Below are 20,471 nucleotides of genomic sequence, written 5' to 3' on the forward strand. Positions count from 1 at the left end.
CCTAGTTGCTCCTGATGTCGTGAACCTTTTGCGGCACGTAGCTGTCCTGGAAGGAGGATTGGAACACCCACTCGTCCGCATAGGCGGCAAGGCGCACAAACCGCATGACGAAGCCGTTGAAGACGCTGAAACCGAACATGTAGGGAATGAGCCGGAACGCCTTGACGTGCGGGGTCAACCAGGCGGCGAGCAGAAAGACCGGAAAGTCGATGAGCACCAGCACGACCTGCAACCCCAGCAGGATGACGAAGGCGAAGGCGCCGTAGGTGGCGAACAGCCAGATGAGGTAGAACGGCATGATCGCGGCGGCGAGGATGTTGAAGATCAGGTACTCGAGGTGATGCAGCACCTCGTTGATCCGGAAGCGCGGATCGAACGGGTTGAGGTTGAAGCGGTGCTTGCGGTAGCGCAGGCGCACGGCGTCGCGCTCCCAGCGGAAGCGCTGCCGCACCAGCCCGGCGAAGGTGTCCGGCACGTCCGTGTAGCAGACGGAATCGACGCGGAAGCCGATCTTCCAGCCGCGCGCGCGAAGTCGCATCGTGACATCCAGATCCTCGCCGCCGCCCGCGTCGCAGCCGCCGACGCTTTCCAGCGCGCTTTTTCGGAATGCGGAATAACCGCCGGAGGAACAGATCACCTGGTCGATGGCAAGCGCGCCCTGCTTGCCGAGCGCGATGGTGATCATGTATTCGATCGCCTGCATCGTGGCGATGAGGCCGGACCCGGCGTTGCGCACCTGGATGTTGCCCGCGACACTGCCCACTGCCGGGTCCTCGAAAGGCTCCACGATCCGCCGGAAGGCGTCGCGATCGAGCGAGCAGTCGCAATCGATGTTGATCAGGATATCGCCGCTCGCCATGCGCTGGCAGATGTTGAAACCGGCCGACTTGCCTCCTCTCAGGTCGCTCCACAGCGCCCGGTCGATCTCGCCCGCTTCCAGAAGCTCGCGCAGCACCTTCTCCATGCCGTCGGTCGAACCGTCGGAAAAGACCACGATCTCGTCGGGCGGGCGCGACTGCTCGCGCATTGAGGCGATGCAGCGGCGCACCGAATCCCGCTCGTTGTGGCCTGCGAGAATGACCGACACCTTGTGCTTGTAGGTGGACTCAAGCGATCGCCCGGGAGGGCGCGGGGTGAGCAAGGCCAGCAGGAAGAGCCCGAAATAGCGCGGGATCTCGAAAATAATCACGACCGCCGTCAGCACCATCAGGCTTTCGAAGCTCTGTGCCGTGATGTAGTCGAGAGCTTGCGTGAGATCGCTCATCCGAACAGCTCGCCCGGTCCGAACACGGAAAACCGCGGCGCCAGATCGATCTTGAGGCTCGATTGCGCCGCCTCGTCGTAGGTCTCGATGTTGGCCCGGAAATTTTCGGCAGCCATACGGTCGATCAGCAGATAGTCGAAGTCCGTTCCCTGGCGAATGGTCACGGCATCGCCGAAATAGTTTTTCAGGTTTTCGCCAAGCTGGCGTCGCGAAAGCTCCACCAGTCTCGGTCCGTGCTCGGAGAGCTGGATCCGGCGTTGCGGATAACCGATGGTCACCAGGCAGAATGGTCGTGCGGACTCGGTATAGTCTCGCGCGGCCTTGTTGAGCGCGATCACCAGATCGAGCGGCAGGTCGGCGAATTTGAGCTGGTTCTGCGTCGCCCCGGTGACGATGTAGCCTTCCTCGATGAAGGCCCGCCCCTTGTCCGTCAGCGCATAGTTGAAGACGTCATGGGTCGAGATCACGTCGCCGTCTGTGTGGACGCCGCAATCAAGGCACTTGAAGCCGACGGCCGTGTCCGACGAGGACGCGCCGCAGGCGAGGCAGCTGACGACGTTGCCCGGCTTGTCGTAATCGACCCCGAAATGCCGGAGCTCGCGCGCGCATTTCGGACAAACCAGGTCCGAACCGTGCTTGAAATCCTGCAGGGGGCCCTGGTAGGCGCACTTGAAGTGATGGATGATCGCCGTCTCCTCCAGGTTGGGGGAGTGGCACTCGAAACATTCCTCGCGCACGTTGAGGCGGACGGAATTGCAGGCCGGGCATCCGTGCAGCCGGTCGACGAAGGCCTTTTCGATGAGCCTGTCTGTCTCCAGGCGTCCGGTCAGTTCCCTCACCTCGCTCTCCGTCAGCGCGACATTGTAGGAAAAGCCGCGCGGGCTTGCGCCGGAGAATTCGGGCATCAGCTTGCGCGAGCGCACATAGAGGCTCGCCAGCAGCTTGTCGGCAAGATCGTCCGACTGGCGCACCTCCAGATGGACGGAGGCGCGCGCCTCGGCGAACTCCTGAACCAGGGCCTGCACGATGCGTTCTGCCGATCCTCGCGGAATCTTCGGCAGGTCAACATCGGCCTTGTGTCCCAGATGCCCGGTTTCGTCGATGATCGGCAGCAGATTGAGGTCGCCGAGGCTCCAGAGATGACGCAGGTCTTCAACTCGCGCCGGCTCGCTCACAACCACCATGTCGTAGTCGCCGCCCGACGCCATATGCTTGCGCGCGCCCAGGGAAAAACCGGCGGGTCCGATGTCCTGCGGCCAGAAAAGCGGACGGTTGTGCTCGTATCCGGAAGGGCGTGCCCTAAGGGAAACCACCCGGTCCGGCGTGCCCTCGTATTCCTCATCGGCCGTGCTGGCGTTCGGGGCGGGGGAGTTGACGGGCGCGGAGGGGGCGACTCCCGCAGCGTGTTCCTCGCGCCTCGCCCGGGCCGGTTGATGAGCGCCCGTCGCGAGCGTGCCCATGAAATCGAGCAGTTCATTGAAGTCGAACGGCTTTGCGAAAACCCGGACGAACGCGTCACGAACTGTGCCGGTGGCATTGAAGGCATCGGGGTCGGCCGTCATCGCGATGAAGATCGGCTCGTTGTCTGGCCTTCGCTCCTTGAAAAACGCGGCCACCACCTCGGCGCCGGAGAGGTCCGGCAGGTGATAGTCCATCAATGCGAGGTCGAAAGGTTCCTCCAGCAGCATCTTCAGTGCTGCCTTGCCGTTATGGGCGATGTGAACCTCGTGCCCCTTGGTCGACAGGACAAGCTTGAGGATATCCTGCGTGACCGGTGAATCCTCGGTAATGAGGATCCGCTTCAGGCGCGCAGACGCACCCTGATTTGCAGACTGTGAAGTCTTCGAATTGGTGGACATGGCCCCATTTGCCCTGATTTCATCGTCATACTATCTATAAAACATTCTCATGAATATATTTATAAAGTTAAACTATAGTTTATATTAGTATACAATCAGGATACGTCTTATTACGAACTGTAGAAAGACAGTTAATATTTATATGTTGCTATGGGTATCATTGCGAATAATACTAGCTTTCAGGGGATTCTGGTGTTCAGGGCGCAGGTGAAAAATATGGTGTTGGGTGGTGCGCTCGCCGCCGTGTGCGGCGCGAGGACTTTTCTGGCGTCGATCGCCGTGCGTGTGCTATTGGCCGAGCGGGCGAACCGGATAGCGGCCGGTGGCCTTCAAAGCGGAGCATGTGAGACGTGACGAAGAAGACCATCGGTATCCTGCAGCCCGGGCACGCTCCGGACGGAACCTTGCGTGGCATGGGCGACTACGACCAGTGCTTCCGCGCGCTGCTGGGTGAGACCGAATTCACGTATCTGAGTTTTGATGTGGAAGGCGGACAGCTGCCCGACAACGTCCACGCGGCGGATGGCTGGCTCATCACCGGTTCGCGCCACGGCGCCTACGAGGACCACCCCTGGCGCGATCCCCTTGAGGATTTCATCCGCGCCGCGCACGAAGCCGGCCTGCCGCTCGTCGGCATCTGCTTTGGCCACCAGATCATCGCCCGCGCGCTGGGCGGCGAGGTGAAGCTGGCCGAGACGGGGTGGATCGCCGGCCCACAGACCTATCGCGGGCCCGATGGCAAGAACTTCACCGTCAACGCCTGGCACCGGGATCAGGTGACCCGCGTGCCGGAGGGGCTGGAGGTCTTCGCCTCGGGCGAGAACTGCCCCGTAGCGGGTATGTTCGAGCCGGGCCGGGTGCTCACGTTCCAGCCGCACCCGGAATTCGATGCGGTCTATACTGCGGCCTTGCTGGAGGAGCGTGGCGCATCGCTGCCCGAGCCTCTTCAGTCCGCTGTTGCCCAGCGTCTTCGAGATACACCGCTGGACCGCTCCTACATCGCTCAACTGATGCGCGAGTTCCTCAAGGACCCGTCGTTCCGCCTTTGAGGGAAAGCCTTTCGCGGGCCTTAGCGCTCTGATCCGCTCGCGCGCAACTCGTCCAGAAGATCCAGCAGTTTGGTCACTTTTCCCTCGCCGAACCGCCGCTCCAGCCGTGTCATGATCGCGTTGCTTTCCTCCGCGTGTCGCGCGATCAGCGCGCGCCCTGCTTCCGTCAGCTCGACAATGGACTTGCGCCGGTCGGTATCGTCCGTGCGCCGCACGAGATAGCCGTCCTTTTCCATTGCAGAGAGAATTCGCGTCAGGCTCGGCAGCAACAGGCAGGCGGCATCCGCGATCGCCGTCTGCTCGACTGGGCCAACCTCGTCGAGCACGCGCAGCACCCGCCATTTCTGTTCGCTGATACCGCTTTTCGCCAGCATCTCGCGGATGGGGCCCATGACGGTCTCTCGCGCGCGCAAGAGCGCTATGGGGAGCGATCGCGCGGTCGTGCGCAGGGTGGGGCGTTCTTCTGACATTTCCAAGCAATCCCGGAAAATTGCCGGTTTCACAAGACCCGACTTTCGTACCAATTGACATATCCAACCAATTTGTTAACAAAGCAATCAAATAGGGAGGATCCGGGATGAGCGACCTTGAGACCCATCGGGCTCGGCTTGAGGCGTATCTTGTGCGCTTTCGCGAAAACGGTATCGCCAATCTCATTGATGGAAAGGACGTGGCGGGCGGGGCTACTTTCGAGACGCGCTCTCCCGTGGACGACAGTCTCATTTCCGCAGTGGCTGAAGGCGGCGCTGACGACATCGACGCCGCCGCCAGGGCTGCCAGGGCGGCTTTCGCCGGCTGGGCGGCAATGAGCGGGGCGCAGCGCAAGAAGACCCTCCATCGCATCGCCGACCTGATCGTGGAACGCGCCGATGAGATCGCGCTTTGCGAATGCTGGGACACCGGCCAGGCCTACCGCTTCATGTCCAAGGCGGCGCTGCGCGGCGCGGAGAACTTCCGCTACTACGCTGACCTTGCGCCGGGCGCGCGCGACGGCCAGTCCCTGCCGAGCCCCGGCCATCTCAACATCACGGGCCGGGTGCCCATCGGTCCGGTCGGCGTCATCACGCCGTGGAACACGCCCTTCATGCTGTCGACCTGGAAGATCGCGCCCGCGCTCGCCGCCGGTTGCCCCATCGTCCACAAGCCGGCCGAGTTCAGCCCCGTGACGGCGCGCATCCTGGCCGAGATCGCCCACGAGGCGGGCCTGCCGGCGGGCGTGTGGAACCTCGTCAACGGCTTCGGTGAAACCGCCGGCAAGGCGCTCACCGAACATCCGGACATCAAGGCAATCGCCTTCGTCGGCGAAAGCCGCACCGGCTCGATGATCATGAAGCAGGGGGCGGACACGCTGAAGCGCTGCCATTTCGAGCTTGGCGGCAAGAACCCGGTCGTGGTCTTCGACGATGCGGATCTGGAGCGCGCGCTCGATGCAGCGATCTTCATGATCTATTCGCTGAACGGCGAGCGCTGCACCTCGTCCTCGCGGCTTCTGGTGCACGACACCATCGCGGACGAATTCGAGGAAAGGCTCGCGTCCCGCGTCAACCGCATCCGCATCGGCAATCCGCTCGATCCCGCTACCGAGCTGGGCCCGCTCATCCACCGCAGCCATTTCGACAAGGTCACCGGCTATTTCGACATCGCCCGCAAGGACGGTGCGACGATCGCGGCCGGCGGCGAGGCGGTTTCGGGCAAGGGCTGGTACGTGAAGCCGACGCTTTTCACCGGCGCCCGCCAGTCGATGCGCATCGCGCGCGAGGAGATCTTCGGCCCCGTGCTCACCTCCATCCGGTTCTCGAGCGAAGAAGAGGCGCTGTCGATCGCCAACGACGTCGATTATGGCCTGACGGGGTATGTGTGGACCAACGATCTGAGCCGTGCGCTGCGCTTTTCCGAGGCGTTGGAGGCGGGCATGATCTGGGTGAATTCGGAAAACGTCCGCCACCTGCCCACCCCCTTCGGCGGCATGAAGGCGAGCGGCATCGGCCGCGACGGCGGACAATGGTCGTTCGATTTCTACATGGAACAGAAGAACATCGCGTTTGCGACGGGGCAGCACAAGATCGCCAGGATGGGCGCGTGAACCCAAATAGATTTCGGCAAAATCTCTCCGCCGTCATCCCGAACCGAGTGCGCGCAAAGCGCGTATCGAAAGATCCGGGATCCAGCGAAAGAAGGGCCGAACGCACCTGATGCGCGACCAGCGCCCATATCAAGGGCGGAGCCGCGCTGAGGCCACATGAAGTTCAAGGACGGCGCTGGCGCGCCGACTGACTTCTGGATTCCGGATCTCTCGACACGCGCTGCCGCGCGTGCCCGGTCCGAAATGAGGAAGATGGTGCAAGCTGCAAACACCACCGGCAAAGCCCGGACAGAGGGAGGAACACCTGATGACCGACGACATACCCCGCATCGCCGCCTTCCGGGCCGCCGGCTCCCCGCGCTACGGCTTCGTCACCGATGCTGGCCTCATCGATCTCACGCCCGAATTCGGCGCGCGTTTTGCCGGCCTGAAACAGGTGATCGCGGCCGGTGCGCTGGAGGAGGTCGCGGCCGCCGGTGCCGGCCGGTCCGCCATATGGCCGCTCGAAACGGTCGAATTCCTGCCGCCGCTCGCCGGCCCCGAAAAGATCATCTGCGTCGGCGTCAACTATCCCGACCGCAACGCCGAATACAGGGACGGGCAGGCCGCGCCCACAAACCCGTCGCTTTTCGTCCGCTTTCCGGGCTCCTTCATCGGCCACGGGGCGAACCTCGTCCGCCCGCCGGAATCGGAGCAGCTCGATTACGAGGGCGAGATCGCGATCGTCATCGGCAAGGCCGGCCGCCGTATCGCCCGGGACGACGCCTACGACCACATCGCCGCGCTGACGCTGTGCAACGAAGGTACCATCCGCGACTGGGTGCGCCACGCCAAGTTCAACGTCACGCAAGGCAAGAACTGGGACCGCTCCGGCGCGCTTGGTCCGTGGCTGGTGCCGTTTCGCGATGCTGCACAGCTCGATGACGTGGAGCTCACCACCCGCGTCAACGGCGAGGTTCGTCAGAACGATCGCACCTCGCGCATGATCCACGATTTCCGCGCGATCATCGCCTATGTCTCCACCTTCACGGCGCTCGTTGCCGGCGACATCCTGATCTGCGGCACCCCGACGGGGGCGGGCGCGCGGCTCGAGCCGCCCGTGTGGCTGAAGCCGGGCGACGTGATCGAGGTGGAGGCCGCGGGGATCGGTATCCTGAAGAACGGCGTGGAGGACGAGGCATGCTGAGCGAGGCAGACGTGAATGGCGCGGCCGCCGCGCTCCTGCGGGCGGAAGCAACGCATCGCCAGATCGGGCTTCTCTCCATTGCCCATCCCGGCATGACGCTCGATGACGCCTACGCCATCCAGACCGCCCAGATCGCCCGCAAGCTCGGCGAGGGCCGGCGCATCATCGGCTGGAAGATCGGGCTCACGTCGCGCGCCATGCAGACCGCACTCGGCATCGATACGCCCGATTCCGGCGTGCTCTACGACGACATGGAGTTTTCGACCGGCACGGCCGTTCCCGCCGGCCGTTTCATCCAGCCCCGCATCGAGGCGGAGATCGCCTTCGTGATGAAGGCGCCGCTCGACGGTGCGGTGACGCGCGAGGCGGTGCTGGCGGCAACCGAATGCGTCGTCCCCGCGCTGGAGATCCTCGATACCCGCATCCTGCGCAAGGACACTGAAACCGGCGCGAGCCGCACCATTGTCGATACGGTCGCCGACAACGCCGCCAATGCCGGCATCGTGCTGGGCCGGGAACGCCATGCGCCCGACGCCTTCGACCTGCGCTGGGTCGGTGCGATCGTCAAGGCGAACGGCATGGTGGAGGAAACCGGCCTCGGCGCCGGCGTGCTGAACGATCCCGTTACCGGCATCGTTTGGCTGGCCGCGCGCATGGCGATGTACGGCCAGCGCATCGAGGCGGGGCAGGTGATCCTGTCCGGCTCCTTCATTCGCCCGCTGGAATGCCCTGCGGGCACGCTCATCGAGGCCGATTACGGCGCCTTCGGCCAGGTGAGCTGCCGCTTCGACTGACCGCTCGACGCGGCGAGCGCGCGTGCCCAATTGCCGGAAACGGATAGATGCCGGGCTTTGGCAGCGCCAATCCGCTTCCGTCAGGCCGCGAAACGGTCTACCCGCCCGCATCCCTCCGGGCGATCCAGTCGTGGTCGGGGTGGTTCCTGAAGCGCCATTTGCGTAACGGCCCGGCCATCACGTTCAGATAGTACATCTCGTAGCCATAGGGCGCGCCGCAGGGGTGGTGGCCCTTGGGCACCAGCACCACGTCGCCGTCCGATACCGCCATCGTCTCATCCAGCGTGCCGTCCTCGGTATAGACCCGCTGGAAGCCGAAGCCCTGCGCCGGGTTGAGGCGGTGATAGTAGGTCTCCTCCAGGTAGGTCATCTCGGGAAAGGCGTCCTCGTCGTGCCGGTGCGGCGGATAGGACGACCAGTTGCCCGCCGGCGTGAACACCTCCGTGACCAGCAGGCTGTCGGCGATGTCCTTGTCCTCCATCGCGATCGGATGGATGAAACGTGTATTGGCACCTTTTCCGCGTTCCTCGAAGCCGATATCCTCGATGACGCGCGCCGGATGGCCGCCCTTGCCCGGCGCCGAGCACACCGCCAGCGTGCAGGACGTCGTCGCATGGGCCTGCCAGTCGGAACCGTTCGGCACATAGACGCAATGCGGCTTCGTGCGCTCGAAAACGTTCATCCGCGCGCCTAGCCGGCCGAAATCGGTGCCGCCCGCCGAAATCTCCGCCTTGCCCTCCACCAGCACCAGGATCACTTCCCGGCCCCGGGTCTGTTCGCTTGCCAGTTCGCCGGGCTTCAGCCGATAAAGGCCGAACCCGACATAGCCCCAGCCGGCGCTATGCGGCGTGATGTCGTGAACCTTGCCGGAGGTTTCGTGCGGCTTGACGAGAAGACGTGACATCACGCGGCTCCCTGCTGGCGGTCGAGGCCCGCGGCGCGGGCCATTTCCTTCAGGGCCTTGAGGCCCATCGACTGGTAGTGGCGCGGGTTGCGCACCATTGGGTCCTGTTCCGCCTCGATGACGAGCCAGCCGGAATAGCCGTGCTCGGCCGCGACCTTGAGAACCGGCCCGAAGGCGACACCGCCCTCGATATCGCCGGGCACCGTGAAGACGCCGCGGCGCACCCCTTCCAGGAACGACAGGTTCTGCGAGCGGACCTCGCGCATCACCTCCGGGCGGACGTTCTTGGCATGGATGTGGGCGACACGCGCCATGTGCCTGCGGGCCAGCGCCTCCGGGTCGCCGCCGCCGAAAAACGCGTGTCCGGTGTCGAGCAGCAGTTTCGTCGTCGGCCCGGTGACGCTCATGAAACGGTCGATCTCCGCCGCGCTCTCCACCACCGTTCCCATGTGATGGTGATAGACGAGCATGACGCCCTGGTCGGCGCAATGGGCCGCGACCTCCTCCACCGCACGGCCGAAATCCTGCCAGTCGCCGTCATCGAGGCGCGGCCGGTCGTTGAGGCCGACGGCGTCGTTGCCGTGAATGGCGTTCGACGTCTCGCACACGATGCAGACGCGCGCACCCATCCCCTTCAGGAGATCGAGATGCGGCTGGATCGCGGCCTTCTCCTCCTCCGCCGAACCTTTCAGAAGATTGAGCGAATGCCAGCCGGAGACGAATTGCAGTCCGTAAGGCTTAAGCGTCGTCCTCATCGTGTCGGCATCGGCGGGGAACTTGTGCCCCTTCTCGATGCCGTCGAAACCGATCTCGGCGGTCTCCTTCAGGCAGGTCTCCAACCGAATATCGGCGCCGAGGCTCCGGTCGTCGTCGTTCGACCAGGCAATCGGATTGGTGCCGTAAAGGATCATGCGCGCCTCCTCCCTTTCTGTCGCGGCCGTCAGTCGGCCGCGCGTTGCAGCGCCCGCTGCGTCTCGTAGGCCGCGCGCGCCTCGGTGACTTCCCGGCGCTCGGAAACCTCCGGCACCGCCACGTCCCACCAGTGCCCGCCGGCCTGGGTCGAGGGCATCGGGTCGGTGTCGATGACGATGACGGTGGAGCGCTCGCCCGCCCGCGCCCGCGCCATCGCCTCCTCCAGTTCCGCGATGCCCGATACCTTCTCCGCCGCAGCGCCGAGTGCCGCCGCATGGGCCGCGAAATCGATCTCGCTTTCGACTGCGTGGCGGGCGTCCTGCAGCAGGTTGTTGAACGGCCTCCCGCCGGTCGCCGCCTGCAGCCGGTTGATGCAGCCGAAGCCGCGATTGTCGAGCAGCACGACGATGATCTTGAGGCCGAGCATGACGGAGGTCGCAAGCTCGGAATTCATCATCAGGTAAGAGCCGTCGCCGACCATGACCACCACCTCGCGCGCCGGCAGTGCCATCTTGGTGCCGAGCCCGCCGGCGATCTCGTAGCCCATGCAGGAGTAGCCGTATTCCAGATGATAGCCGTTCGGCCGCGCCGCCTTCCACAGTTTGTGCAACTCGCCCGGCAGCCCGCCGGCCGCGCACACCAGCACGGCGTCGTCGCCGGTCGCGCGCTGCACCGCGCCGATCACCTGCGCATCGCTCGGCATAGTATTGCCGGAAGGCGGCGCGGTCGCGGCATCGACCTGCGCCAGCCACGCGGCCTTCAGCGCGGCATCGGGCGGCTCCGCGCGATGGTTTCCAAGCGCCTCTCCCAGATCCGAAAGCGTCGCCTTCGCGTCGCCGACGAGCGCCAGCGCGCCATGTTTTCCGGCATCGAAGGCGGTGATGTTGACCGAGACGATCTTCCGCTCCGGATGCCTGAACAGCGCCCACGAACCGGTGGTGAAATCCTGGAACCGTGTGCCGATGCCGATGACCAGGTCCGCCTCGGCCGCAACCGTGTTCGCCGCCGCCGAACCCGTCACCCCGATCGAGCCGAGATTGAGCGGATGATCCCAGGAAAGCGCGGACTTGCCGGCCTGCGTCTCGGCCACGGGAATGCCGTGCGCCTCGGCGAAGGCGCGAAGCGTGTCGCAGGCGCGCGAATAGTGAACGCCGCCGCCGGCGACGATGAGCGGTCGCCGCGCCGCCCGTATGGCCTTGGCCGCCTCGTTGATCGAGGCAGTATCGGGGCGCGGCCGGCGCATCCGCCAGACCGTTTCGGCAAAGAAGCTCTCGGGATAGTCGAAGGCCTCGGCCTGCACGTCCTGGCACAGGGCGAGCGTCACCGGCCCGCAACGTTCGGGATCGCTCAGCGTCATCATCGCGCGTGGCAGGGCGGTGACAAGCTGTTCGGGGCGCTGGATACGGTCGAAATAGCGGCTCACCGGCCGGAAGCAGTCGTTGGCGGAAACCGTGCCGTCGTCGAAATCTTCGATCTGCTGCAACACCGGGTCGGGCGCACGGGTTGCGAAGACGTCGCCAGGCAGCAGCAGCACCGGCAGGCGGTTGACATGGGCGAGCGCCGCCGCCGTCACCATGTTGGTCGCGCCGGGGCCGATGGAGGTCGTCACCGCCATCGCCTGGCGCCGGTTCCTCGCCTTGGCAAACGCGATCGCCGCGTGCGCCATCGCCTGTTCGTTGTGGCCGCGCCACGTCGGCAACGCGTCACCGGCCTCCGCCAGCGCCTCGCCGAGGCCGGCGACGTTGCCGTGGCCGAAGATCGCCCAGCAGCCGGGAATGAGCGGATCGCCGTCGCCGTTCTTCTGGGCGATGAGATAGCGCACGAGCGCCTGGGCGGTGGTGAGGCGGATGGTTCGCATCGGTTCAGGCCCCTTCCGTTTCCCTGAGGATGGCATTCTTCCCGCGGGCATCGTCCCAGATCGAGCAGAGGCCCGCAAAGCGCGCGGCCATGGTCTCGACCGCCTGCGCGTCATCGATCCCGCCCGAAAGCCAGCCGCGTGCGGTCTCGCCGAAGATGGTGCGCCCGACGGCAAAGCCCTTCACGAGATCGAAGCGTGCCGCCTTGGCGAAACTTGCGGCAAGCTCCGCCTCCGGCGCGTCGAGGCCGAGGACGAGGACGCCGCGTGTGTGTGGATCGTTTCGGATGATCGCATCGCAGGCCGCAGCCCAGGCCGTCTCGCTTTTCAGCGGTTCGAGCTTCCACCAGTCGGGATGGATGCCGAGGCGATACAGTCGCTCGATCACCTCCGCCGTCGTCTCGACGCCGAGGGGTCCGGCTTTCGACGCGATGATCTCGACGAGCAGTTCCAGACGGTTGCGGCGCGTGGCGGCGAAGAGGCGTTGCAGGGTTTCCTCCTGCGCGGCCTTCAGTTCCGGCGCATCGTCCGGATGATAGAAGCACAGAACCTTGGCGACATGCGCCACTGGCCACTCGGCCAACCCGCCGAAATCCGGGCCAAGCTCCGGTTCCAGTGACAGCGGCCGCGAGCCCGGCCATTCCACCGGGCGACCGATCCACAGCCCCGAACCGGCTGCCCGGAAGAGTGCCTCGCGCCCGAGCCGGCCGTCGCACAGGATGCCGTAGCCGGGCCGCCCGTCCGAAACCTTCAGCGCGGCTTCCAGACACAGCGTCTTGAAATGGCCGATGCGCGCGTGCGGCACGCCCGCGTCGTCCGCCATCGCCTCAAGCTGCATGCGGTGGTCGAAGGCGAAGACGCGAAGCTCGGGCCAGTCGCGGTGCTGGTTGGTCGACCAGTGGATCTGTTCAAGCGCCATGTCCTTGCGCAGTGCCGGCGTCTCGATCCCGCGTTTCAGGAAGAATTGCAATTCCTCCCAGCTTGGATAGGCGGGCGTGCAGCCGTGACGGGAGACCGCCAGCGCGCCGCAGGCATTGGCGTAGGTGAGGCTCGTCACCCAGTCGCGGTTGGTGAGCCAGCCTTTCAGAAGCCCCGACATGAATCCGTCGCCGGCCCCCAGCACGTTGAAGACCTCGATTGCGAAACCGGGACCGGAAATGCCCTCGTCCAGCGTATCGGGAATGGCGCCGGTGAAAGCGGTCGCCCCCATCGGCCCGCGCTTGCACACGAGCGTCGCCTTTGTCAGCGCGCGCACGGCCCTGAGCGCTTCAACCGTGTCGGTCGAACCACCGGCAATGTGGAATTCCTCCTCCGTGCCGACGATCAGGTCGAAAAGAGGCAGGGTGGCCTGCAGCCGGGCGGTCACGGCATCCGACGCGATGAAGCGGTTCTCGCCGTCGCCATGGCCGGAAAGCCCCCAAAGGTTCGGCCGGTAGTCGATGTCGAGCGCGGTACGCGCGCCCGTCTCGCGGGCGATTCCGAGCGCCTTGAGGACGGCGGCTTCGGTGCGCGGATGGCTCAGGTGCGTGCCCGTCGCCACCACCGCGCGGGCGGAGGCGACGAACGCGGGATCGATATCGTCCTCGCATAACGCCATGTCGGCGCAGTTCTCGCGGTAGAAGATCAGCGGAAAGCGGCTCTCGTCGCGAATGCCGAGCAGCACCAGCGCCGTCAGCCGCTCCGGATCTGTGACGACGCCGGAAACGTCCACGCCGTGGCGGATCAGTTCCTCGCGCACGAAGCGGCCCATGTGCTCGTCGCCGACGCGGGTGATCAGCCCCGATTTCAGCCCGAGCCGGGCCGTGCCGGTGGCCATGTTGGTGGGCGAGCCGCCGATATACTTGTTGAAGGAGGCCATGTCCTCCAGCCGTCCGCCGACCTGCGCGCCGTAGAGATCGACGGAGGAACGACCGATGGTGATGACGTCGAGCGTCCTGATCGTCATTGCCCGCCCCTCACACTGTGCCGCCGAGCGAGCCGGCGAGTTCCGCCAGTTCCCGCCCGCCGGCCATCATGTCCTGCAACGCCTCCGCGTCGATCTCGCCGCGCCGTGCCGTTCCCAGCGTCTTTCCGCGGTTGAGCACGGTGAAGCGGTCGCCCACCGCGAGCGCATGGCGCACGTTGTGGGTGATGAAGATGAGCCCGATGCCGGCCTTGCGCACCCGGTCGATGGTGGCGAGCACGTTGGCCGTCTGGCGCACGCCCAGCGCCGAGGTCGGCTCGTCCAGAATGAGCACCTTCGCGCCGAAATGGACGGCGCGCGCGATCGCCACCGTCTGCCGTTCGCCGCCCGACAGCGTGCCCACCGCCTGGTCGGGCGAGCGAAGATGGATGCCCATTTTCGCCATCTCCTCCATGGTGATGCGGTTGGCGGTGGCGAAATCGAACAGCTTGAACGGGCCGAATTTCCGCTCCGGCTCGCGCCCCATCCAGAAGTTGCGGGTCACCGACATCAGCGGGATCATGGCGAGATCCTGGTAGACGGTGGCGATGCCGGCCGCCATCGCATCGCGCGGGCTGGAAAAGCTCACCACCTCTCCATCGACGCGTATCTCGCCCCGGTTCGGCTTGTGGACGCCGGACATGGTCTTGATGAAGGTGGACTTGCCGGCGCCGTTATCGCCGAGCAGGCAATGGCACTCGCCGGCTTCGACTGAGAGCGTGACGCCGTTGAGCGCGATCACGGGCCCGAAGTGCTTGGCGATGTCGACGAGTTCGATCAGCGGTGCGGTCATGTCAGCGCTCCCCAGTGATCATGCGGCGGATGTAGGTGTTGAGGATGACGGCGAGCAGCAGGATGACACCGAGGAACACCCGGAAGAGCGAGCTTTCCACGCCCGCGAAGAACAATCCCTGCTGCACCACGCCGAAGATCAGCGCGCCGAGTGCCGCGCCCACCACCGAGCCGTAGCCGCCGGTCAGCAACGCCCCGCCGATGACAACGGAGATGATCGCCTCGAATTCCTTCAGCAGGCCGCGGTCGGCGGCCGCCGAACCGAATTCCATCACCTGGCAGGTGGCGAACACGGTCGCGCAGAAGGCGGTCAGCATGAACATCGAGATCTTCACCCGGTTGACCGGCACGCCGACATAGCGTGCAGCCTGCGCGTCGCCGCCGGCGGCGAAGATCCAGTTGCCGAATTTCGTCCGCGTCAGCAGCAGATGGCCGAGCACGATCAGCACCAGCGCCCACACCATCAGCATCGGAATGCCCTCGATGACGGGTTGCCCGGCCTTGGGGCCGGCCACGAAGGTGCCGACGATGCCGTGCTGGCTCAGCCAGACGAACAGTCCGTGAAAGGCCTTGCCGCCGAAAAGCCAGGCGATGGGATCGCTCTCGGCCGCCTCGCGCACGCCGCCGATGATGGTCTTTCGCGTCGTCGTGATGGAAATGAAGATCGTCAGCCCGCGCAGGATATAGAGAAAGGCGAGGGTGACGATGAAGGATGGCAAGCCGGTGCGGATGACCAGGTAGCCGTTGAAGGCGCCGATCGCCATCGCCAGCGCGAAGGCGATCAGGATCGCGGCCCACGCCGGCAGACCGACCTGAACGGTCAGCAGAGCGATGACGATGCCGGAAAACCCGATCATCGAGCCGACGGAAAGGTCGAACTCGCCGGCGATCATCAACAGGCAGGCGCCGACCGCAATGATGGCGAACTGGGCCGAAACCGTGCCCCAGTTGAGGATGCCCTCGGGCGCGAACATGCCGCTGTCGCCGGCGATCGAGAGAAAGAACACGAACACCAGTATGGTACCGCAGATTGCGCCGAGTTCCGGACGGATGAGCGCCTTGCGGAAACGCGACATCTCGCGCACGCGTTCGTCGCGTGCCTCGTCGCGCAATTGTTCGACCGAGCGGCCGTCTGCCGTGGACATGGCGTTCTCCCTGGAGAGGGTTTCCGGATGTCCCGCCCGCGGCGGGATAATGCAGCTTATCCTGTGAGACGACCGCTTCGCGGTCTTCTCAGTGTCTGGCCCGGAAATGGCAGTCAGTTCTCCGGCTTAAACTCTCCACGTCATTGCCGGCTTCGACCGGCAATCCATGCCGTGATTTCCCAGCACGACGAGTTGGCGAATTCTCCCGACATTCCTGCCTCCTCCTGTAAGGAGGCACCACGGAATGGATCCCGGGTCGGAGCCCGGGATGACGGTGAGAGATTGAGCCAAGGAGCCTGTTAGCATTTCCGCACGAGACGCTCGGGGCGACGCTCGGCAAGGCGCCGATCATCACGGTCGGGCGCACCCCCTTGAGCCCCCCTAGCGGTACTGGCCCGCCAGTTCCTCGACGAGCGCGATGTTGCTCTTGGTGATGAAGCCGGGCCCCGAATTGATCGAGTTGCCCGGCACCACGCCGTAGCGCGTCAGGTTGGTCAGGATGACCACCGGCAGGTAACCCTGCAGAAACGGCTGCTGATCGATCGCAAACGCGATCACACCGGACTTGATCGCCTCGGAAATCTGCGACGACAGGTCGAAGGTGGCGAAGTGGATGGTGCCCGACTTGCCCATCTCGTCCAGCGCGGCAATGGTTGGGTGCGCTGAATTGGGCCCGAGCGTCAGGATGCCGTTGGTGTCGGGATGGGCGTTCAGGTAGGCCATCACCTTCGACTTCACCTCCGACGGATCGAGGCCGGAATCGATCATCTGGCCGCCGAGCTTCACGCCGATCGCGTCCGCATAGCCCTGGCAGCGCTCCACCGAGGCCGGGTTGGTGATGTAGTGGTTGACGCAGACAAACGAGGTGACGCCCGCCGCCTTGGCCTTTTCGCCGGCGCCGAAGCCGGCATCATATTCCGGCTGGCCGACATGCAGCAGCGCGCCGATCTTCTTCGACTGTTCCTCGGTTCCCGAATTGACGGTGATGACCGGAATGCCCTTGGCCACCGCATCCGACAGCGGACCGGACAGCACATCATAGTCGGCGATGGTGGAAATGATGCCGTCGGGGTTGGAAGCGGATGCCTGCTGGATGATGCGGGCCATGTCGGCAAGATCGCCGGTCGGCGGATTGCGGTATTCCACCTCCACGTTCATCTCGTCGCTCGCCACCTTGATGGCGTTCTTGATGACGTTCCACCAGCTGTCGCTGTCGGGCGCATGGCTGACGAACACGTAGCGCTCGCCTTGCGCATGCGCGGCGGGGATGGAAATCCCCGTGAAGGCGCCCGTGAAGGCGATGGCGGCCGTGGCCGCCGCGAAAAGCATCTTCTTCATCTGGTTTTCCTCCCGGTTTCATGATCCGGCAACCTCCCACGTCGCCGGCCGTCGCTCTGCACTCCTTGAAAGCGTGATCCGGCGCGTTCCCTGCGCGTCCGGACATTATGTGACGCAACGTCGATGCGTGGCGCAATGTGCCGCTTGCCGTCTGTCAATCGTCTAAATGGAATATAAATTCCATTCGCAATTCACTGCAATGAAAATTTTCTATTTCTCCTTTTCCCGCGCCGCGCCCACCGCCACGGCCAGCACGATCGCCACCGAAAGCGAGGCGGAAAGAGCCCGGAAGGCGCCCACATCGAGCTCGGTCACAAGGAGGGGGATGGCGCCGAGCCGCACGAGCGGGCTCGTGACCAGATCGGTGATGGCGATCACGTCCGCTCCGCGCGCCTTCGCCTCGCCCGCGATCTCGATCGTGCGTTCGGTATAAGGGGCGAAGGAGACCGCGATGACCGCGTCGCCCGGCCTGATCGTATCGCATGCATCCATGCCGCCGAGCCCGCTGTGCAGGATGGCGGGCACCTGCATCTTTGCAAAGGCGTAGCTGAAATAGGAGGTGACGGGAAAGGCACGGCGGAAGCCCACGAGATGGATCGTGCGCACCGCCGCAAGCCGTGTCACCGCTTCTTCGAGCGCCGCCGGATCGACCGACGTCATCAGGTTTTCAAGCGACATCCGCCCCACTTCGACGAATTCTGCCAGCAGGGCGAAGGGCGATTCAGTGCCGTGTTCGTGCAAGGCTGCCAACCGCGTGCGATAATCCGGCCAGCGGCTTGCGTGGTCGGAGCGGAATACCTTCTGCATCTGCGAAAAGCCGGAAAATCCAAGTTCCTGGCAAAACCGCATGAAGGCCGAGGGCTGCACGCCCGCCGCCTGCGAAAGCTCCGCCACCGTCGAAACGGCGACGCGGTCCGGGTTGGCGGCGACATAATCCGCGCATTGCTTCAGCCGCCGGGGCAGCGTTTCGGCCTTCTCGCTGAGCCGCTCCAGCACGGCTTCGATGGAGGTGGGGGTGAGATCTTCGGGCATTCCCGTCCAGTTCATGCTTGACTTATTCCATTGAAGATGATTTTGGAATTTTTATTCCAAATTGGCAAGGGGCCCGAAGAGCGAGGTCGGGGCCCTGAAAAGCCAAAGTGCCGCGGGAGGAGTTCGCATCATGACGCTCAACGTTGCCCTGCTGGGGGCCGGCCGTATCGGCAAGGTCCACGCCCGAGCGGTGAACGCCGTCGCAGGCGCCCGACTTCTCGCCGTCGCCGATCCGCTCGGCGAGGCTGCCACCGCGCTCGCCTCCGCCTATGGCGCCGAGGTGCGCGACGTCGCCGCGATCGAGGTCGCGACGGACATCGATGCGGTGATCGTCTGCACCCCGACGGACACCCATGCCGACCTGATCGAGCGGTTCGCGCGGGCCGGCAAGGCGATCTTCTGCGAAAAGCCCGTCGATCTGTCGGTTGAGCGCGTGCGCGCCTGCCTGAAGGTGGTGGAGGGGGAGGGCGCGACGCTGATGCTCGGCTTCCAGCGCCGCTTCGACGCGCAGTTTCGCGCCGCGCGCGATGCGATCGCGGCCGGGACGATCGGCACGGTGGAAATGGTGCAGATCGTCTCGCGCGATCCCGGGCCGCCGCCGCCCGCCTACATCGCCTCGTCGGGCGGCATCTTCCGCGACATGACCATCCATGATTTCGATATGGCGCGCTTTCTGCTGGGCGAAGAGATCGAGGCTGTGCAGGCCAGCGCCTCGGTCCTGACCGACCCGGAGATCGGCCGGCTTGGCGATTACGACAGCGCCTCGATCATCCTGACCACGGCGTCGGGCCGGCACTGTTCGATTTCCAATTCCCGCCGCGCCACCTACGGTTACGATCAGCGCGCCGAGGTGCTGGGCTCGAAAGGCATGGTCGCGGTCGCAAACGAGCGGCCGGTGTCCGTCGTTACCGCGACCGGCGACGGCTTTTGCGCACCGCCGCTGCACGACTTCTTCATGACCCGCTACGAAAAGGCCTACGCCGCCGAAATCGAAGCCTTCGTCGGCTTCGTACAAAGCGGCCGGGCACCGAGCCCCGGCGGCGATGACGGTCTCAGGGCCCTCGTCATCGCGGAGGCCGCCGCCCGCTCCATCACGGAAGGGCGGACCGTGCGAACGAACGAAATCTGAACGTCGGGAGGACTGACCATGCCGACAGGAAACGGGGCGCTTGGTGTCGGCCTCATCGGCACCGGCTTTATGGGCAAGTGCCACGCGCTCGCTTATGGCGCGGTGCGCCGCATCTTTGGCGATGTGCCACCGGTGAGGCTGGAGCTTCTGTGCGAGGTGCCGGACGAAAAGGCTGCCGCCTTCGCCGACCAGTTCGGCTTTGCCCGTGCAACCGACGATTGGCGGGCGCTCGTGGCGGACCCGGCCGTCGATATCGTCTCGATCACCACGCCCAACCGGCTGCACAAGGAAATGGCGCTGGCAGCCCTTGCCGCCGGCAAGCATGTCCATCTGGAAAAGCCGATGGCGCTGACACTTGCGGACGCCCGGGAAATGGCGGATGCGGCCGCCGCCGCGCCCGGCCGTACCATCGTCGGCTACAACTACCTGCACAATCCCATGATCGCCGAGGCCCGCCGTCTGCTGGAAGCCGGCGCCATCGGCCGCCCGATCCATTTTCGCGGTGTCGTCGACGAGGACTATCAGGCAGACCCCGAGACGCCCTGGACCTGGCGCGCCACGACTGCGGATGCCGGGCTTGGCTGCCTGGGCGATCTCGGTTGCCATCTGGTTTCCATCGCCACCCATCTGATGGGCCCGGTTGAAAGCCTCGTCGCCGAAATGCGGACGGTCCACGAAACGCGCCCGGTGGAGGGCGGCGATGAGCGCCGTCGGGTCGAGAACGAGGACATCGCCTCCGCGCTCGTCACCTTCCGCAGCGGCGTCCACAGCGTGCTTCTCGCCTCGCGCAGCGCCTGGGGCCGCAAGAACCGCATCGGTTTCGAGATCCACGGCACCGAGGGTATGATCGTTTTCGATCAGGAACGGCTGAACGAGTTGCGGCTCTTCCAGAACCGGGGCGAGGGAGCGGAGCAGGGCTTCAAGACCATTCTCGCCGGCCCTGCCCATCCGCCCTATGGCCGGTTCGTGCCCTCCGCCGGCCACCAGCTCGGCTTCAACGACCTGAAGGTGATCGAGGCGCACGCCTTCCTTTCCGGCATTGCGCACGCACGAGCTGCCTATCCTGATTTCAGCGATGCCCTTGCCTTCGAGGAGGTGATCCACGCGATCGCACGGGCAAGTGCCGACGACGTGCGCGTGCGACTTTGACCGGACGCGAGGCTTTCGGGAAAGCCCCGAGGGTGTCG

At 65.1% G+C, this 20,471-nt stretch carries 17 protein-coding genes; 6 read left to right on the plus strand and 11 right to left on the minus strand.

Going from position 1 to position 20,471, the window contains the following annotated elements; all coding sequences use genetic code 11:
- Position 1: 1 nt before the first annotated feature.
- On the minus strand, positions 2 to 1,264 hold the full coding sequence (locus C8N35_RS20520; RefSeq protein ID WP_107991611.1) for a glycosyltransferase family 2 protein: 1,263 nt from the start codon (positions 1,262 to 1,264) through the stop codon (positions 2 to 4).
- Positions 1,261 to 3,123, minus strand: coding sequence for a TackOD1 domain-containing metal-binding protein (locus C8N35_RS20525; protein WP_107991612.1), 1,863 nt, complete (start codon positions 3,121 to 3,123; stop codon positions 1,261 to 1,263). The genes C8N35_RS20520 and C8N35_RS20525 overlap by 4 nt, the downstream gene beginning before the upstream one ends.
- A gap of 350 nt (positions 3,124 to 3,473) precedes the next feature.
- Between C8N35_RS20525 and C8N35_RS20535 the strand changes: the two genes are divergently transcribed.
- Positions 3,474 to 4,172: a type 1 glutamine amidotransferase gene (locus C8N35_RS20535; protein WP_107991614.1), complete on the plus strand. Its 699-nt coding sequence runs from the start codon at positions 3,474 to 3,476 to the stop codon at positions 4,170 to 4,172.
- A 20-nt stretch (positions 4,173 to 4,192) separates the two neighbouring features.
- Here the strand turns inward: C8N35_RS20535 and hpaR are convergent, their stop codons facing one another.
- Positions 4,193 to 4,642 carry a homoprotocatechuate degradation operon regulator HpaR gene (gene hpaR, locus C8N35_RS20540; protein ID WP_107991615.1) on the minus strand — a complete coding sequence of 150 codons (450 nt, stop codon included), beginning with the start codon at positions 4,640 to 4,642 and terminating at the stop codon, positions 4,193 to 4,195.
- Positions 4,643 to 4,749: 107 nt separating this feature from the next.
- Here hpaR and hpaE point away from each other — a divergent pair, with 107 nt between their 5' ends.
- From hpaE to hpaH, 3 genes are all read left to right on the plus strand, one after another.
- Complete coding sequence (hpaE, locus tag C8N35_RS20545) at positions 4,750 to 6,255, plus strand: 5-carboxymethyl-2-hydroxymuconate semialdehyde dehydrogenase (protein WP_107991616.1); 1,506 nt, start codon at positions 4,750 to 4,752, stop codon at positions 6,253 to 6,255.
- A gap of 319 nt (positions 6,256 to 6,574) precedes the next feature.
- Positions 6,575 to 7,441, plus strand: a complete 867-nt coding sequence (locus tag C8N35_RS20550) for a fumarylacetoacetate hydrolase family protein (protein ID WP_428977131.1) — start codon at positions 6,575 to 6,577, stop codon at positions 7,439 to 7,441.
- Entirely contained in the window at positions 7,435 to 8,235 is an 801-nt protein-coding gene (hpaH, locus tag C8N35_RS20555; protein WP_107991618.1) for a 2-oxo-hept-4-ene-1,7-dioate hydratase, read from the plus strand. Before C8N35_RS20550 ends, hpaH begins: the two co-directional genes overlap by 7 nt.
- A 97-nt stretch (positions 8,236 to 8,332) precedes the next feature.
- Here hpaH and iolB read toward each other — a convergent pair whose 3' ends face one another.
- The 8 genes from iolB to C8N35_RS20595 all read right to left on the minus strand — a co-directional run bounded on the left by iolB (position 8,333) and on the right by C8N35_RS20595 (position 18,170).
- Entirely contained in the window at positions 8,333 to 9,139 is an 807-nt protein-coding gene (gene iolB / locus C8N35_RS20560; RefSeq protein WP_107991619.1) for a 5-deoxy-glucuronate isomerase, read from the minus strand.
- The gene (iolE, locus tag C8N35_RS20565; protein WP_107991620.1) at positions 9,139 to 10,050 is read right to left on the minus strand and encodes a myo-inosose-2 dehydratase; all 912 of its coding nucleotides are present in this window, start codon (positions 10,048 to 10,050) and stop codon (positions 9,139 to 9,141) included. Before iolE ends, iolB begins: the two co-directional genes overlap by 1 nt.
- 29 nt (positions 10,051 to 10,079) lie before the next feature.
- The gene (gene iolD / locus C8N35_RS20570) at positions 10,080 to 11,909 is read right to left on the minus strand and encodes a 3D-(3,5/4)-trihydroxycyclohexane-1,2-dione acylhydrolase (decyclizing) (RefSeq protein WP_107991621.1); all 1,830 of its coding nucleotides are present in this window, start codon (positions 11,907 to 11,909) and stop codon (positions 10,080 to 10,082) included.
- Between the two features lie 4 nt (positions 11,910 to 11,913).
- Positions 11,914 to 13,851 carry a bifunctional 5-dehydro-2-deoxygluconokinase/5-dehydro-2-deoxyphosphogluconate aldolase gene (locus C8N35_RS20575; RefSeq protein ID WP_107991622.1) on the minus strand — a complete coding sequence of 646 codons (1,938 nt, stop codon included), beginning with the start codon at positions 13,849 to 13,851 and terminating at the stop codon, positions 11,914 to 11,916.
- A gap of 10 nt (positions 13,852 to 13,861) precedes the next feature.
- Positions 13,862 to 14,641 carry an ATP-binding cassette domain-containing protein gene (locus tag C8N35_RS20580; protein ID WP_107991623.1) on the minus strand — a complete coding sequence of 260 codons (780 nt, stop codon included), beginning with the start codon at positions 14,639 to 14,641 and terminating at the stop codon, positions 13,862 to 13,864.
- A gap of 1 nt (position 14,642) precedes the next feature.
- Positions 14,643 to 15,785 (minus strand): ABC transporter permease, encoded by a 1,143-nt coding sequence (locus C8N35_RS20585; RefSeq protein ID WP_107991624.1) that lies wholly within the window; start codon positions 15,783 to 15,785, stop codon positions 14,643 to 14,645.
- A 381-nt stretch (positions 15,786 to 16,166) separates the two neighbouring features.
- The gene (locus C8N35_RS20590) at positions 16,167 to 17,123 is read right to left on the minus strand and encodes a sugar ABC transporter substrate-binding protein (RefSeq protein ID WP_107991625.1); all 957 of its coding nucleotides are present in this window, start codon (positions 17,121 to 17,123) and stop codon (positions 16,167 to 16,169) included.
- 210 nt (positions 17,124 to 17,333) lie between these two features.
- A complete protein-coding gene (locus C8N35_RS20595; protein ID WP_245926889.1) occupies positions 17,334 to 18,170 on the minus strand; it encodes a MurR/RpiR family transcriptional regulator in 837 nt (278 codons plus the stop codon).
- Between the two features lie 115 nt (positions 18,171 to 18,285).
- Here C8N35_RS20595 and iolG point away from each other — a divergent pair, with 115 nt between their 5' ends.
- Together iolG and C8N35_RS20605 are read left to right on the plus strand one after the other, a co-directional pair.
- Positions 18,286 to 19,284 carry an inositol 2-dehydrogenase gene (iolG, locus tag C8N35_RS20600; RefSeq protein WP_107991626.1) on the plus strand — a complete coding sequence of 333 codons (999 nt, stop codon included), beginning with the start codon at positions 18,286 to 18,288 and terminating at the stop codon, positions 19,282 to 19,284.
- Positions 19,285 to 19,302: 18 nt separating this feature from the next.
- Entirely contained in the window at positions 19,303 to 20,433 is a 1,131-nt protein-coding gene (locus C8N35_RS20605) for a Gfo/Idh/MocA family protein (protein WP_107991627.1), read from the plus strand.
- Positions 20,434 to 20,471: the final 38 nt, after the last annotated feature.

This window comes from Breoghania corrubedonensis (assembly GCF_003053845.1).
GTDB lineage: Bacteria > Pseudomonadota > Alphaproteobacteria > Rhizobiales > Stappiaceae > Breoghania > Breoghania corrubedonensis.

What these genes read in the sequence shown, in the direction of transcription:
- C8N35_RS20520 (WP_107991611.1), bottom strand. Translation starts at nt 1,264, where the DNA reads ATGAGCGATCTCACGCAAGCTCTCGACTACATCACGGCACAGAGCTTC.
- C8N35_RS20525 (WP_107991612.1), bottom strand. Translation starts at nt 3,123, where the DNA reads ATGTCCACCAATTCGAAGACTTCACAGTCTGCAAATCAGGGTGCGTCT.
- hpaR (WP_107991615.1), bottom strand. Translation starts at nt 4,642, where the DNA reads ATGTCAGAAGAACGCCCCACCCTGCGCACGACCGCGCGATCGCTCCCC.
- hpaE (WP_107991616.1), top strand. Translation starts at nt 4,750, where the DNA reads ATGAGCGACCTTGAGACCCATCGGGCTCGGCTTGAGGCGTATCTTGTG.
- hpaH (WP_107991618.1), top strand. Translation starts at nt 7,435, where the DNA reads ATGCTGAGCGAGGCAGACGTGAATGGCGCGGCCGCCGCGCTCCTGCGG.
- iolB (WP_107991619.1), bottom strand. Translation starts at nt 9,139, where the DNA reads ATGTCACGTCTTCTCGTCAAGCCGCACGAAACCTCCGGCAAGGTTCAC.
- iolE (WP_107991620.1), bottom strand. Translation starts at nt 10,050, where the DNA reads ATGATCCTTTACGGCACCAATCCGATTGCCTGGTCGAACGACGACGAC.
- iolD (WP_107991621.1), bottom strand. Translation starts at nt 11,909, where the DNA reads ATGCGAACCATCCGCCTCACCACCGCCCAGGCGCTCGTGCGCTATCTC.
- C8N35_RS20575 (WP_107991622.1), bottom strand. Translation starts at nt 13,851, where the DNA reads ATGACGATCAGGACGCTCGACGTCATCACCATCGGTCGTTCCTCCGTC.
- C8N35_RS20580 (WP_107991623.1), bottom strand. Translation starts at nt 14,641, where the DNA reads ATGACCGCACCGCTGATCGAACTCGTCGACATCGCCAAGCACTTCGGG.
- C8N35_RS20585 (WP_107991624.1), bottom strand. Translation starts at nt 15,785, where the DNA reads ATGTCCACGGCAGACGGCCGCTCGGTCGAACAATTGCGCGACGAGGCA.
- C8N35_RS20590 (WP_107991625.1), bottom strand. Translation starts at nt 17,123, where the DNA reads ATGAAGAAGATGCTTTTCGCGGCGGCCACGGCCGCCATCGCCTTCACG.
- C8N35_RS20595 (WP_245926889.1), bottom strand. Translation starts at nt 18,170, where the DNA reads ATGAACTGGACGGGAATGCCCGAAGATCTCACCCCCACCTCCATCGAA.
- iolG (WP_107991626.1), top strand. Translation starts at nt 18,286, where the DNA reads ATGACGCTCAACGTTGCCCTGCTGGGGGCCGGCCGTATCGGCAAGGTC.
- C8N35_RS20605 (WP_107991627.1), top strand. Translation starts at nt 19,303, where the DNA reads ATGCCGACAGGAAACGGGGCGCTTGGTGTCGGCCTCATCGGCACCGGC.